The 14,125-nt window shown below is 37.2% G+C and carries 13 protein-coding genes; 8 read left to right on the forward strand and 5 right to left on the reverse strand.

The genetic code is table 11. The features are described 5' to 3' along the window. Window positions 1-51: 51 nt before the first annotated feature. Window positions 52-759 (reverse strand): acetyltransferase, encoded by a 708-nt coding sequence (locus tag ZA06_RS11650; protein WP_168155225.1) that lies wholly within the window; start codon window positions 757-759, stop codon window positions 52-54. 346 nt (window positions 760-1,105) lie between these two features. Between ZA06_RS11650 and ZA06_RS11655 the strand changes: the two genes are divergently transcribed. Beyond that, a complete protein-coding gene (locus tag ZA06_RS11655; RefSeq protein WP_053977654.1) occupies window positions 1,106-2,335 on the forward strand; it encodes a class I SAM-dependent rRNA methyltransferase in 1,230 nt (409 codons plus the stop codon). A gap of 62 nt (window positions 2,336-2,397) precedes the next feature. Beyond that, entirely contained in the window at window positions 2,398-3,345 is a 948-nt protein-coding gene (locus ZA06_RS11660) for an NAD(P)H-dependent flavin oxidoreductase (protein WP_053977655.1), read from the forward strand. A 63-nt stretch (window positions 3,346-3,408) separates the two neighbouring features. Here ZA06_RS11660 and ZA06_RS11665 read toward each other — a convergent pair whose 3' ends face one another. From ZA06_RS11665 to ZA06_RS11675, 3 genes are all read right to left on the reverse strand, one after another. Then, window positions 3,409-5,079 (reverse strand): T9SS type A sorting domain-containing protein, encoded by a 1,671-nt coding sequence (locus ZA06_RS11665; protein ID WP_053977656.1) that lies wholly within the window; start codon window positions 5,077-5,079, stop codon window positions 3,409-3,411. Window positions 5,080-5,283: 204 nt separating this feature from the next. Continuing rightward, complete coding sequence (locus tag ZA06_RS11670) at window positions 5,284-6,963, reverse strand: T9SS type A sorting domain-containing protein (protein WP_053977657.1); 1,680 nt, start codon at window positions 6,961-6,963, stop codon at window positions 5,284-5,286. 322 nt (window positions 6,964-7,285) lie between these two features. Then, window positions 7,286-7,927 (reverse strand): alpha/beta hydrolase, encoded by a 642-nt coding sequence (locus ZA06_RS11675; RefSeq protein WP_053977658.1) that lies wholly within the window; start codon window positions 7,925-7,927, stop codon window positions 7,286-7,288. A 53-nt stretch (window positions 7,928-7,980) separates the two neighbouring features. Between ZA06_RS11675 and ZA06_RS11680 the strand changes: the two genes are divergently transcribed. From ZA06_RS11680 to ZA06_RS11700, 5 genes are all read left to right on the forward strand, one after another. After that, window positions 7,981-8,406: a PaaI family thioesterase gene (locus tag ZA06_RS11680; protein ID WP_053977659.1), complete on the forward strand. Its 426-nt coding sequence runs from the start codon at window positions 7,981-7,983 to the stop codon at window positions 8,404-8,406. Continuing rightward, window positions 8,406-9,536 (forward strand): chorismate-binding protein, encoded by a 1,131-nt coding sequence (locus ZA06_RS11685; protein ID WP_053977660.1) that lies wholly within the window; start codon window positions 8,406-8,408, stop codon window positions 9,534-9,536. The genes ZA06_RS11680 and ZA06_RS11685 overlap by 1 nt, the downstream gene beginning before the upstream one ends. 125 nt (window positions 9,537-9,661) lie before the next feature. Then, complete coding sequence (gene menD, locus ZA06_RS11690; RefSeq protein WP_053977661.1) at window positions 9,662-11,422, forward strand: 2-succinyl-5-enolpyruvyl-6-hydroxy-3-cyclohexene-1-carboxylic-acid synthase; 1,761 nt, start codon at window positions 9,662-9,664, stop codon at window positions 11,420-11,422. 86 nt (window positions 11,423-11,508) lie between these two features. Then, on the forward strand, window positions 11,509-11,847 hold the full coding sequence (locus ZA06_RS11695) for a DUF2853 family protein (protein WP_053977662.1): 339 nt from the start codon (window positions 11,509-11,511) through the stop codon (window positions 11,845-11,847). A gap of 83 nt (window positions 11,848-11,930) precedes the next feature. Then, the gene (locus ZA06_RS11700; protein ID WP_053977663.1) at window positions 11,931-12,761 is read left to right on the forward strand and encodes a CvfB family protein; all 831 of its coding nucleotides are present in this window, start codon (window positions 11,931-11,933) and stop codon (window positions 12,759-12,761) included. Here ZA06_RS11700 and ZA06_RS11705 read toward each other — a convergent pair. Then, window positions 12,733-13,167 (reverse strand): hypothetical protein, encoded by a 435-nt coding sequence (locus ZA06_RS11705; protein ID WP_053977664.1) that lies wholly within the window; start codon window positions 13,165-13,167, stop codon window positions 12,733-12,735. The genes ZA06_RS11700 and ZA06_RS11705 overlap by 29 nt on opposite strands. A 112-nt stretch (window positions 13,168-13,279) precedes the next feature. Here ZA06_RS11705 and ZA06_RS11710 point away from each other — a divergent pair, with 112 nt between their 5' ends. Continuing rightward, window positions 13,280-14,119, forward strand: a complete 840-nt coding sequence (locus ZA06_RS11710) for a 1,4-dihydroxy-2-naphthoyl-CoA synthase (protein ID WP_053977665.1) — start codon at window positions 13,280-13,282, stop codon at window positions 14,117-14,119. Window positions 14,120-14,125: the final 6 nt, after the last annotated feature.

Consider the following 14,125-nt stretch of genomic DNA (forward strand, 5'->3'; position numbering starts at 1 on the left):
TAAGATAAATTTAAGGTATATTCCTTGAAAAAATATGTACAATGATTGTTTCTAAGATGGAGATATTGAGTTCTGTTGCTTTTGCAAATTTGAGCACAGTAAATACTTGGCGTTCGGTTTTCTTTCTCTAATAGTTTTTGCAGGTATACCATAAGCAACGGTATGATCTCCAATATTTTTGACCACTACGGATCCAGCACCAATAACTGTGTGTTGACCAATATGTACATTGTTTATAATGGAAGCTTTAAGGCAAACGGCAGAACAATATCCTATTTTAACATTGCCTCCAATTGTAACTCCGGGGGCCAAACTTGAATAATCTTCCATAATACTATCATGGCCAAGGGAAGAGTTGGTATTTAAAATACAAAATTCTCCTAATTTGGCATCGGCATTTATAACTACTCCAGCCATAATTACAGTTCCATCAGGGATCGTAATATCATTTGCTAATATAGCACTTGGATGAACTACTGATACAAATTTTATATAGGATGAAATTTTATTGATTTTCTCTTTGCATTCCTTTCTCGTATGATTGTCACCAATACCAATTATAATTCCGTAGATATCATAGTTTAAAATAATCTCATCTATGTCAGTGAAGTTTGCTAAAATTTTGTATCCATAAACAATATCCCCTTTCTTTTTAAAAGAATCTATAAAGCCCACAATGTTGTAAGCTTTAGTTTTGTGTATAATATCAATAATTACTTTTGAATGACCTGAAGCTCCAACTATTAAAACATTTTTCATAGAAATACATTTGCTTGTTAATTTGGTATTCTTTTTAATGTTTTTGGGGTAGGACATTTTGAATTGAATTCGGAACTTACTCAAATATAATATTTTAATTTGTTATTTTATTTGTGATAACGAAAAATGTAAATATAATCCTATTTTGGACAACTATTAGGCTCTTACTATTTGAGAAAATGCTATAAAGTTCTTTATTGTTAACTTGATCACTATCATTTTTTTTCCTTCTTCTAAATAGTATCGAATTCAATTATGCTATAGAATGATGGTTTAAAGGAAATCTTTTTTTTTATTTATCCGAATCCAATTAAAACCCATAATTTTGAACACTCATATATTAGCTATGCCATTTTTTGAAAATATAAAGTCTAATTATCAGCCCAAGCGTTTGGCGGTAAAGTTGAATGCCAAAGGAGAACAGTTTGTTGTAAAGGGGCATCCGTGGGTGTTTTCAAACAGTATTGTCAAAATTAATGAGGATGCTAAAGCGGGTGATTTGGCTATTGTTTTCAGTAAAAACAAGAATAAAGTGATAGGGCTGGGGCTGTACGATGCTAATTCTCCAATCCAAATCAAAATGCTCTATAGCGGGAATGAAAAAGTGGAAGTTAATACTGAGTTTTTTCAAAGGCGAATAAATGAGGCTTATGCAAGAAGGCTTGAATTGTTACAGACTAATACAAACAGTTACCGATTGATTTTTGGCGAAAATGATGGTTTCCCAGGCTTGATAGCCGATGTGTACGCTTCGGTATTGGTAGTGAAGTTGTATTCTGAAATTTGGCTTCCTTATTTAGAAGTTATTTTGCCGATGATGCAAGAAGTATCTGGCTCTGAAACCGTAGTGATTCGTTTAAGCCGAAATCTTCAAAATATATCCAATCAAAAACTAGTTGACGGCTCTGTAGTTTATGGGGTGTTGGAGGATGAGGTTGTGAAATTTGTAGAACACGGCGTGAATTTCTCAGCCAATGTTATTAAAGGTCATAAAACAGGCTATTTTTTAGATCATCGGGCCAATAGAAAACAGGTGGGGGAATGGAGCAAAGGCAAAACCGTGTTGGATGTGTTTTCTTATGCAGGAGGGTTTTCAGTTCATGCGCTATATAACGGGGCTACTTCAGTAACTAGTTTGGATATTAGTAAGCAGGCTTTAGAAGTGGCCGTAGCCAATGGAAAATTAAATGATTATTTAGGTGTACATAACACCATCGCAGGTGATGCGTTCAAAGAATTGGAAAATCTAATTCGGAAAGGAAAAACATTTGACGTGGTGGTCATTGATCCGCCTAGTTTTGCAAAACAAGCTTCCGAAGTTGATTTGGCGAAAAAAAAATATGCTCAGTTAGCAACATTGGGCACGCAATTAACGGCTAAAAAAGGTCTCTTGGTGTTAGCTTCCTGTTCTTCAAGGGTGATTGCTCAAGCCTTTTTTGATATTAACAATCAAGTATTAAGTAGTGAGGGGAGGAAGTTTAAATTGGTGTTAAAAACTCAACATGATATTGACCATCCTGTGAACTTCCCAGAGGGAGCTTACTTAAAATGTGCATACTATCAATTTTTAGATTAGAAATCCACTTCTTGTTATGCGCGCATAGTAAAATGCTTATATTTGTTGTATAAGCAAACTATATGGGACCCCAACTTACAGAAATTTTAGACATCAAATACCCTATTATCATGGCACCAATGTTTTTGGTGTCCAATGTAGCTATGGTGAAAGAAGCCATGGAAGAAGGTATTGCAGGTTGTATTCCCGCTTTAAATTATAGAACGCTTCCGGAATTACAGGAAGCTATAAAGGAACTGAAGGCTGCAAAGCCCCAAGGAGGTTCTTTTGGCTTTAATTTGATAGTCAATAAATCGAACGTTAAATACAAAGAGCAGTTAAAGTTATTATGTGAAGAGGGCTGTGATTTTATTATCACCTCTTTAGGGAGTCCTGAAGAAACCATTCGTGAAGCCCATAAATATGGCATAAAAGTGTTTTGCGATGTTACGGATCTTGCTTATGCCAAAAAAGTAACTGAGCTTGGAGCAGACGCTGTGATTGCCGTAAACAATCAAGCAGGAGGGCACCGTGGGGAAATGTCACCTGAGCAATTCATTAAGGAAATCAAAGCACATTGTAATATTCCTGTGATTTCGGCTGGAGGAGTTGGTACCAAAGCACATGTAGATGAAATGTTGAAATACGGTGCTGCAGGAGTTTCGGTAGGAAGTCCGTTTATTGCCTCACAAGAAGCTGGAGTGACTCAAGAATACAAACAGGCTTGTGTCGATTACGGGAAAAAGGATATTGTGATGACCGAAAAAATTTCGGGAACGCCGTGTACGGTTATCAATACACCTTATGTACAAAAAATAGGGACTAAGTCTACTTGGTTGGAAACGGTTTTGAATAAAAACAAAAAGTTGAAGAAATGGGTGAAAATGTTAAGGTTCTACTTAGGTATGAAAGCCACAGAGAATGCAGCATTAAAAGCTACCTATAAAACAGTTTGGGTGGCAGGACCAAGTATAGAATACACTCATGAGATTCTTCCTGTAAAAGATATTGTAAGGAGGTTGACTAGATGAAAGATTTTTGAATAAAAAAAAGGGAAACTAGATGTTTCCCTTTTTTTATGGAATTATATAAGCTTACTGCTTGATTAATTTTGTAGTGGCTTGTTTACCTGTTGTGGTAGAAGTTTTTAGTACGTAATTACCTTGAGCCAAAGTAGAAATGTTTATTTCTTCAGATAGGCTATTTCCTTTGTGGTTCCATACAACCTGACCTAACAAGTTAAAAATAGTGATGTCTGAAATTTGCTCTCCAGCTTTTACAGTCACCACATTGGTTGCAGGATTTGGAAATACAGACAATTGCTCTAAATCATAATTTGGAGTAGACAAAGCAGCTTCGTAGGTTACGGTAATGGTCCACGTATTGTTGTCTACCTTGTTGTAGGCTGTGCTACATTCTCCAGTTGTACCTCCCCAGGATCTCCAAGCTCTAAGTTCAAATTCAACATCGCCTGTAGCTCCATTAGCTATGTCAATATTGTTACGGTTGTAGATATGTGTACCTGTGGTGCCATATCCATAGTAGATGTTGGGTTCAGTATTTCCTGTTGTATTGCATGCTAGAATAGATCTTTGGTCGGATTTGTGGCCATAACCTAGAGCAGACATATTGTATGATACAGAAACATTTGCGACTTGATATCCTTCAGGAATAGAAACTGTCAGTGTTCCGGGGCATGCATTTTCTCCAGTTACACTAGAGGGTACTCCTTTTTGGGTTTCAATGTCCCTCTCTGTGTAAGTTGCATTAATTTGTCCAGGAGTAAATGAAATCATTGACCAATCTCCTAAATCATAGCCCCCACAGTTTGAACGAATCCAAAAATAATAGGAGGTTGCAGTCGTTAATTTGGAGAGCGACAGAGAAGTAGTTGATGCGTCTAGGTTTCCTGTAGGTTCTGTTGTGGAGTTAGGACTTGTGCTGTCTGTGGATAAATAGTAATCATAACCATTAGAAGGAGGAAGATCGGGAATGCCCCAAGATATCACTGCACTTGTTGCTTCTGTTTCAGCTTCAACATTATATATAGGCAAACATGAAGGGGATAATTCAGTAGAAATTGCCATAATATTTAAGACTCCCGAAGCGGAGGTTTTTATAATTTCTATGTTTTGAATTGTTTTCCCATAATTTGCAGGTAGAATGTCTAATTGTATTTGGTATAATCTAGGGTTTAAGGTGTTTACTTCAATTACATCTGTATTTCTGTTAACTCGGCTAAACCCAATTAATGCCCTAGGTTGTGATGTACTCCCCATCCAATTAGGCATTAAGGAAGGAGTGAAGGTTTGAGTTGAATTATCCGTAAAGGTAATGGTTGTTGAAAATTCAGAGCTGTTGCTCCCAGAAGTTCCTACAATAAATAATTTAGAGGCTTGGACAGAATTGTTAAAAGTCAAGGTTCCGCTTGTTTCTTGAGTAACAAGGCGAAGTGAATTACTACCACTGTAATCTCCTAATTGAAAGTTAAGTCCAGATGTTGCTTCTGAAGAGAAGAAACCATTTGTAGGAAGGGCATTCTCTAAATTTGTCGATCCATCTGGATTAAAATCATTACTCATTAAACTCCAGTCTGTGGCATCTAGGGATTCTGTAGTGGAATATAAGGCAGACCCGCTACCTTCGGCAATAATGTCTTCTGTAAATCCAGTATTTATTAATAAGGGTTCATAATTTTGTGCGTTTATTGCAGGAGAAGTTCCTAAAAAGGTTCCCAATAATAAAGCAGGTAATTTTAATTTCATAAAAATTTAAAAATTTAGGCGTTGTAATAATAAAAACGGAAGACTCTTGTCTTCCGATGCCAAATATATGGATATATCCTAATTTTACTAGGTGCCTTAATTTTTAAAATTCAAAGACTGATGGCAGATAAGCTTTATGGAGGAATCCTCCAAAAATAAAAAAGGGAAACTAAATGTTTCCCTTTTTTATGGAATTATTCAAGCTTATTGCTTTATCAATTTTGTAGTACCTTGTTTTCCGGTTGTAGTAGTGGTTTTTAAAATGTAGTTGCCTTTAGCCAAAGAAGAGATGTTTAGTTCTTCAGTAAGACCATTCCCATTTTTATTTAATACAACTTGCCCTAAAAGATTAAAAACAGTAATATCTGAAATTTCTTCACCTGCTTTTACTGTAACAACATTGTTCGCTGGATTTGGGTAAATAGATAACTCCTCAAGTTTGTAACTAGGAGTCGATAAAGCTGTAGGTTCGTAGGTTACAGTAACTGTCCAAGTATTATTGTCTACCTTTATATAAGTGTCATTACAAGAGTCTGGAGCGCCCCCATATGTTCTCCATGCTCTAAGTTCAAATTCTACAGTTCCAGTCGCTCCATTGGCTATAGTTAAATTATCTCGGTTATAGTTATGTGTCCCCATTGTTCCTGTGCCTTTAAAAAGTTCTGTTTCTTGGTTGCCTGTAGTGTTGCAAACTAATAAGGATCTTGCTTCTGATCTATAGGCGTAGTTTTGGGAAGTCATGCTGTAAGATACCCCTACATTGGATACCTGATAGCCTTCAGGAACAGTTACTGTTAATAGGCCTGGACAAGTTGTGGTAGAAGTAGGTGTTATATAGTAACTATAGGTCATATGTGTGTTTATATCTCCTTGTGTATATGTAGCGCTAGCCTGTCCGGGAGTAAATTTTACCAATAACCAATCTCCTAAGTCATATCCTCCACAGTTGGAGCGAATCCATAAATAGTTAGTTGTACCAGTTGCTAATTCTGGAAATGATAAGGATGTTGTAGAAGCACTTAAATTACCCGTTGGTTCTGTAGTGGCATCAGGGGCTGTACTTTCAGTGGATAAGTAGTAGTCAAATCCATTAGAAGGAACTATTGTAGGCAAACTCCAAGTTACTTCCGCACTGCTAGGGCCTGTAGAGGCTTCAAGGTTATAAATTGGTAGGCAAGATGGGGCTAACTCGGCAGAAAAGGCCATGATATTTAATACACCTCCACTTTCAGATTTTGTGATTGTTATACTTTGAATTTGTTTCCCGTAATTTTCAGGTGAAAGCTCCAATTTTATTTGGTATAATCTTGGGTTTGTTCCTCCAGTGGTATATTCATCTGTATTTTTGTTAACACGGCCAAAACCTTGTAGTGCTCTGGGCTGAGTTGTTTTGTAATACCAATCGGGCATTGTCACTGCATCGAAAGTTTGTGTTGAATTATCTGAAAATGTTACTGTTGTAGTGAAATCAGAATCCCCGCTTCCAGAGGTTCCAACAACAAATAGCGTGGTAGCTTGTATAGAATTGGAAAAGGTTACTGTACCACTTGCGTTTTCACCAACAAGGCGTAGGGAGTTATTGCTGCTATAGTCGGCCAACTGAAAGATTAAGCCATTTGTTGTTATAGAAGTAAAAAGTCCGTCCGTAGGAAGGGCATTGGTTAAAGTTGTTGCTCCATCAGGGTTAAAATCATTACTCATAAAGGCGTAGTAGGCGCCATCTGCATCTTCTGTGGTTGAGTATAAAGAAGAACCAGGGCCGTTAGCTATAATGTCTTCAGTAAATCCCGAACTCACCAATAATGGTTCATAGTTTTGAGCGTTTGCAAAAAATGAAGCTCCTAAAAAAGCTCCTAAGAAATAGTTAGGTAGTTTTAGTTTCATAAATTATTAAAATTTAAGCATTATGTTGATAAAAAGAAGACGTGTGGCTTCTGCCTCAAATATATGAATATTTGTTAATTTTCATGAAATCCCTTACTTTTTAACAGATGTAAAATAATTTTTATGAAAAAGAGCGTTAGAAGTCTTGTCTTTTGATAATATTTTTGAAAATTAGGGTGTTTAATTTAAAATGTTAAATATGAGTCAGTATGAATGACCATGGGATATCTTAAATTGAGGTTATTTAAACATATTTGTTGGTTTTTCATATGAAGTTTTACCTCATAAGCTTTCAATTTAAGATTTTGGGAGGCGTTTTGGCTTATATCAAATCAGAAATAAGTTTTGTATTCACCACATGTTTACCTTCAAAAGAAATGATTTTTAAGGTATTTGGAAATAGCAAATTTGCTTTGTTGATTTCTGTTTCCATGCGTTCTTTTGTTAAGTATTCATCTTCGGTGCCGTATAGAAGAGATACTTTCGTAGAGGGATTCATATAGTTGAAATCTTCAGGAGTCAATTCTTTTGGAATGCCACCGGAATGAATGATTAATTCATGGCATTGCAGTTTCCGTTTGGACAAATAACGCATAGAGACGCTAACCCCTTGGGAATAGCCTAAGACAATCAATCTTTTATCCGCAGGGAATTGTTCTGCTTCCCAAACGGCATCAAAATAGCGCATCACATTTTCAGTTTCCTTAAGCGTATTTTCCTTGGTAAGCCAACTTGCTCCCACATGTCTTAGTTTTGGAGGAATGTAGTATTTACTCTGTGCCTGTGGAGCAACGATGTAGTTTTCTTCAGTATTCAAATGTTCAAAATGCCTCAAGAAATAACGACTTAAATAGCCCATGCCATGGCAAACAAACCAAATATTCTTGGTGCGTTCTGTAAGTTGGTTGAGGGTAGCGTACGAATTTGTGGTAGTATAGCTGATTTCCTTTTCGGATAAATTCATTATTAGTCTTGGTTTTGTATTTTTACAATCGACTTTAAAATTACACTATTTCTATGCAATTATCGAAAGAAGAGGTTCTGCAACGTGCCAATGAACAATGTAAAAATACCTTGATGGAAACCTTGAATATTGAAATTGTGGACTTTGGGGAGGACTTTTTGGTAGCCAAAATGCCTGTGGATTCTAGAGTTCACCAACCAGACGGGGTGTTGCATGGAGGGGCTACTGCGGCACTAGCTGAGAGTGTAGGGAGCTTTGCTTCTCATATTTTTGTGGATTCCGAAAAGTTTTTTGTGAGAGGTATAGAAATTACGGCCAATCACCTGAAAGGAATTCGAGAAGGCAACGTTTATGCAAAAGCCACTTTTATCCATAAGGGAAGAACGACCCAGCTCTTGGATATTCGTGTGACCGACGATGAGGACAATTTGATTTCTGTATGTAAGTTGTCCACCATTTCCCTGCCTAAGAATAAGTAATGGAACTAGATGCATTTTTGACACCATTTCAGGATTTCTACAAATCCCAACGTCCTTTTGTGCTTTATAGAAAACCGAATAAAAAGGCAATAAAGGCCTTGGTTCAAGTGGATGATAGCTTACATTTTGTAAAGGATTTTTCCGAACAAGGGTTTGTCATGGCGCCGTTTGATAATACGCAACAGATGGTTTTAATTCCTTTGCAGAATTCAGAGATCCATGAATTGAAAACCTACGATGTAAAGGACTTTGAAGCAGGAGAGAATTCATTGTTTTCATCCAATCTTGAAGCATACAAAAGGCAACATGTGGATTTAGTGAAAGAAGGGGTGAATGCCATTCAGCAAGGAGCCTTTGAAAAAGTGGTCCTTTCAAGGCAGGAAAAGATTATCTTGGATACTCCGAATCCTATCGAGTTGTTCCAAAAATTATTAGCAATATATCCAACGGCTTTCGTGTATTGTTGGTATCACCCTAAAATAGGATTGTGGCTTGGGGCAACGCCTGAAACCTTGCTGAAGGTTGAAAATAACAGGATGTCTACAATGGCTTTGGCTGGAACACAGGCTTATAAAGATACAGAAGATGTAGTTTGGGGAGTTAAAGAACAGCAGGAGCAACAATTCGTCACCGATTTTATTGTGGAAAGTCTCCAAGGTGTTATGGGCAATTTAAGCGTTACAGAGCCAACCACTGTAAGGGCGGGAGGACTGCTTCATATTCAAACCAAGATTAGTGGGACTTTGAATGGCAATTTGGAAGAAGTTATTAAAAGATTGCATCCAACACCAGCGGTGTGTGGATTGCCAAAACTAGCTTCAAAAGCATTTATTATTGAAAAGGAGCATTACAATCGTACTTACTACACAGGTTTTCTTGGGGAACTTAATCTTAAGGAGAAGAACGCTCGCAATACTAAACGAAGAAACATCGAAAACAATGCTTACGATACTGTAAAAACGGTGACCGATTTATATGTGAACTTGCGCTGTATGCAGCTTAAGGATGATGCGGCTTTGATTTATGTTGGTGGAGGCATTACCAAAGATTCTAATCCGGAATTGGAATGGGAGGAAACCGTAAACAAATCCAAAACCATGAAAAAAGTCTTGAATTCTGTTCAGAAATGAAGATAAAAGAAAGGCTTTGTTCTGGGTAAATAAAATTTAAAAAGCTATACTGAATAAACGTCCTTTTAATTTAGTATAATTCATAGAATGCTTAATTTTACAGCTCATTTGTAGATACTCGATTCATGAAATATTCCGCGATTCCACTCGCACAAACTGTAGTACAGCTTTGTAAAGCCAAGAACATAAAACATATTGTTATTTCTCCAGGTAGCCGCAGCGCTCCCTTAACCATAGGGTTTACCAACGACGAATATTTTACTTGTTATAGCATTGTAGATGAGCGATGTGCAGCGTTTTTTGCCTTAGGTATTGCTCAAAGTATTCAAGAACCTGTGGCCGTGGTTTGTACTTCGGGAAGTGCCTTGTTGAACTATTATCCAGCAGTTGCCGAAGCTTATTATAGTGATATTCCTTTGGTGGTGTTATCTGCAGATCGTCCTAAATATTTGGTAGGAATTGGTGATGGACAGACCATAAACCAAGAAAATGTGTTTAAAAATCACATTTTGTATTCGGCCAATTTAAAGCAGGATTTGGATGTGAAAGCAAAACCTTCGGACGACGATGAACCTGCGATTATAAAAAGCATAGAACATAAGTTAGAGCGTTTTTTAGGATTGAAACAGGAGCTTCAGGAAGAGAACGAACACGAAATCAATGACGCCATCAATATTGCGCTAACCAGAAAAGGGCCCGTTCACATCAATATTCCTTTTGATGAACCTTTATATGAGATAGCAGATAAATTAAATGTGAATCCGAAGGTCATTAAGCCAGAAGTTAAGCCTAAAAAAATGGATGCTTTAGAGCTCAAGCTCTGCTTGGAAGATTGGAGCAATGCTTCCAAAAAAATGATTTTAGTAGGGGTGAATGGTCCAAATGCTTTGGAAGCAAAGTGGATTGAAGAGTTGGCAAATGACAATAGTGTGTTGGTATTTACCGAAACGCCTTCCAATTTACACCATAAAGAGTTCTTTCCTAGTATCGACAAACTCATTGCGCCTTTAACCGATGAAGAGTTTAAGGAATTGCAGCCAGACATTTTGATTACGTTTGGAGGTTTGATTGTTTCAAAGAAAATAAAAGCCTTTTTACGAAAATATAAACCAAAACAGCATTGGCATGTAGATGAGAAGAAAGCCAATGACACATTTTTCTGTTTGGAAAAACACTTTAAGGTGTCTCCAAACCAATTTTTTGAAAGCTTATTGCCCAAGTTAACCCATATCAAGAAAAGTAATTACAAGCAAGTTTGGAAAGCGGTAAAAACACATAGAAGAGAAAAACACAGTGAATACATGGAGGAAATTCCTTTTTGTGATTTTAAGGTGTTTTCAAAGTTGTTGAAGAGCATTCCGGATCATACAAATTTGCAAATGGGGAATAGTTCAGCTATTAGATATGCTCAACTGTTTAAAGGGAATCCAACGGTGGCAGTGTATTGCAATAGAGGAACTAGTGGTATCGACGGTAGCACAAGTACGGCGATTGGGTTTGCTCACGCCAATGAATCCCAAACTACATTTATTACGGGAGATTTGAGCTTCTTGTACGATAGTAATGCGTTGTGGAACAATCATATTCCGAAGTCATTTAGAATCATTGTCATCAATAATTACGGAGGTGGGATTTTTAGAATTCTTCCAGGGCATAAGAATACAGAAAATTTTGATATGTTCTTTGAAACCAAACACCATTTAACGGCGAAGCATTTATGTGTCATGTATGGTTTGGACTATCAAACGGCAGATAATGAAGAAGGTTTATCCGCAGCTTTAGCGGATTTTTATAATGAATCTGAGCAACCAAAATTATTGGAAATCTTTACTCCTAGTACGGTAAATGATGAAGTATTGCTGAACTATTTTAAGTTTATACGTTAATAGAGAAAAGGCTTAAACTGATTTCTGCATAAAAAAATGCATATCTTTAAAGTCCATTTCTAATAATTAAAAACACAACAAAGCTTATGAACAAGCGCGAAGAATTAATCATTAAGTACGCCGCAGAGCTAAAAGATAAGTTTGGATTGGAACCTGAGATGGATTTGCTTACCAAAATTACCATTGGCTGTGGACCGTCTATTTATAATGCAGATTCTGCGACAGTCTCCAGTTCTGATGTTTCGGAATTGGAACGAGTAAAAACCAATTTCTTGATTAAAAAATTGGGGCTTGAGGATACTCCAGAATTGGACGCAGCTATTAATTCCGTGATAGATAATTATGGGCGCTCTAATAGGACAAAATATAGAGTGGTAGTCTATTATTTGTTGACCAAACATTTCAGTAAGGAAACGGTTTATTAATCCTTCGATATAAGAATAGAAAAGCGCTACAAAGATGTAGCGCTTTTTGTTTTTGGGTTCACTATTATGCTTAACTTTGCCGAATGATACACATTGGAGAATACAATACTTTAGAAATTGTAAGAGAAACCGAGCCTGGTTTGTTTTTGTCGGATAAGGAAGATAACGAGGTTTTATTGCCCAACCGTTATGTTCCGGAATCTTTTGAGATTGGAGACGAATTGGAAGTCTTTGTTTATTTGGATAACGAAGAGCGTTTGGTGGCTGTTACAGATCAACCGTACATTACAAAAGGCGATTTTGCCCTTTTAAGATGTAATGCCGTGACCAAATTCGGAGCTTTTTTGGATTGGGGAATGGTGAAGGAACTGTTCTGCCCGTTTAAGGAGCAGGTCTTTAAAATGAAAGAAGGCGGTTGGTATTTGGTACATTGTTATCTGGATGAAGAAACCGAAAGATTGGTGGCTTCGAGCAAAACCAATAGATTTTTGGATAACACGAATCTCACGGTTGAGGTGTTTGATGAAGTAGACGTAATTGTATCTCATCCTTCGGAAATTGGGATGAATGTTATCGTAAACAAAAAACACCAGGGACTCATTTTTAAAGACAATATCTTTAAGGATTTAAGTGTGGGCGATCGCTTGAAAGGTTTCGTCAAGAAGATTCGCAAGGATAATAAGTTGGATATTGTACTGGAGCAAATTGGCTATAGAAGTATAGAGCCCAATGCCGATATTATTCTGAAGGAATTAAAGGATAATGGTGGTTATTTAGAACTTACGGACAAATCCGATCCTGAACTTATCAAGGAGGTACTTCAAATGAGTAAGAAGAACTTTAAAAAGGGGATTGGTAATCTTTATAAGCAACGCTTGATAGAGATTAAAGAGGATGGAATTTATTTGGTTTAGGCGCGAATTCTAATTGGCCTAAAACCCATTCGGTAGCATCTGCGAGTGTATTGAAACGCTTTCTTTTAATGCTGAAATAGTGTTCCTCAATGGCCAACATACGTTTGGTGTTGTGGTTATAGGTAACAACGGCATAAGCTTTAATATGGCTTACTTTGCTGCTGTTTTCAAGGGCATCTACAAGGTCTACAGAAAAGGAGTGCACACGGTTGGAAATAAAGCCATAGGGTTGGTCTCCAAAAATCTCATCGCATAGATCAAAGATTTCCTCAAAATCCTTAAAGGCCACGTTGGTACCTTGCCTAAATTCGGCAACTACGTAATTGCTGAAAAAATGAAAGTCACCTATTTCAATACAATAAGTGGCTTCCACGTTTTTAGCGAAAGGCGATTCCAATACTTTCATTTCTTAACAAAATCTAACAACCAAAACAAAATTAGGGAGCAAGATTTTCCCTACCAAAAAAATGAATTCATATTAGTTGTAAATATGTATTTTTACGCTGAAATTAATTATCATGAGTAATATAAATTGGAAAACGGCCAAGGAATACGAAGATATCACGTATAAAAAATGCGATGGTGTCGCTCGTATTGCGTTCAACAGGCCAAATGTAAGGAATGCCTTTAGGCCTAAGACAACAAGTGAATTATATGATGCCTTTTACGATGCCAATGAAGATGTAAATATCGGGGTGGTATTGTTATCTGCTGAAGGACCGTCGACTAAGGATGGCGTGTATTCTTTTTGCAGTGGAGGAGATCAAAAGGCGAGAGGCCATCAAGGTTATGTTGGAGAGGATGGTTACCATCGTTTAAATATTTTGGAAGTACAACGCTTGATTCGTTTTATGCCTAAAGCTGTGATTGCTGTGGTGCCAGGATGGGCTGTTGGTGGCGGCCATAGTTTACATGTGGTTTGCGATCTAACGCTGGCCAGTAAGGAACATGCCATTTTTAAACAAACCGATGCTGATGTCACTAGTTTTGACGGTGGTTATGGTTCGGCTTATTTGGCCAAGATGGTGGGGCAGAAAAAGGCCAGGGAAATATTTTTCTTGGGAAGAAATTATTCTGCTCAGGAAGCTTTTGAAATGGGAATGGTAAATGCCGTGATACCTCATGCCGAATTGGAAGATACCGCTTTTGAATGGGCTCAAGAAATATTGGCAAAATCCCCAACTTCTATTAAAATGCTAAAATTCGCAATGAACCTTACCGACGACGGAATGGTAGGGCAGCAAGTTTTTGCGGGAGAAGCGACGCGTTTGGCCTATATGACAGATGAGGCTAAAGAAGGTAGAAATGCCTTTTTGGAAAAGCGTAAGCCTAACTTCGACAAAAAGTGGATTCCTTAATTAGCT

Origin of the sequence: Mangrovimonas xylaniphaga (assembly GCF_001280435.1) — a bacterium.
GTDB classification, from domain to species: domain Bacteria; phylum Bacteroidota; class Bacteroidia; order Flavobacteriales; family Flavobacteriaceae; genus Mangrovimonas_A; species Mangrovimonas_A xylaniphaga.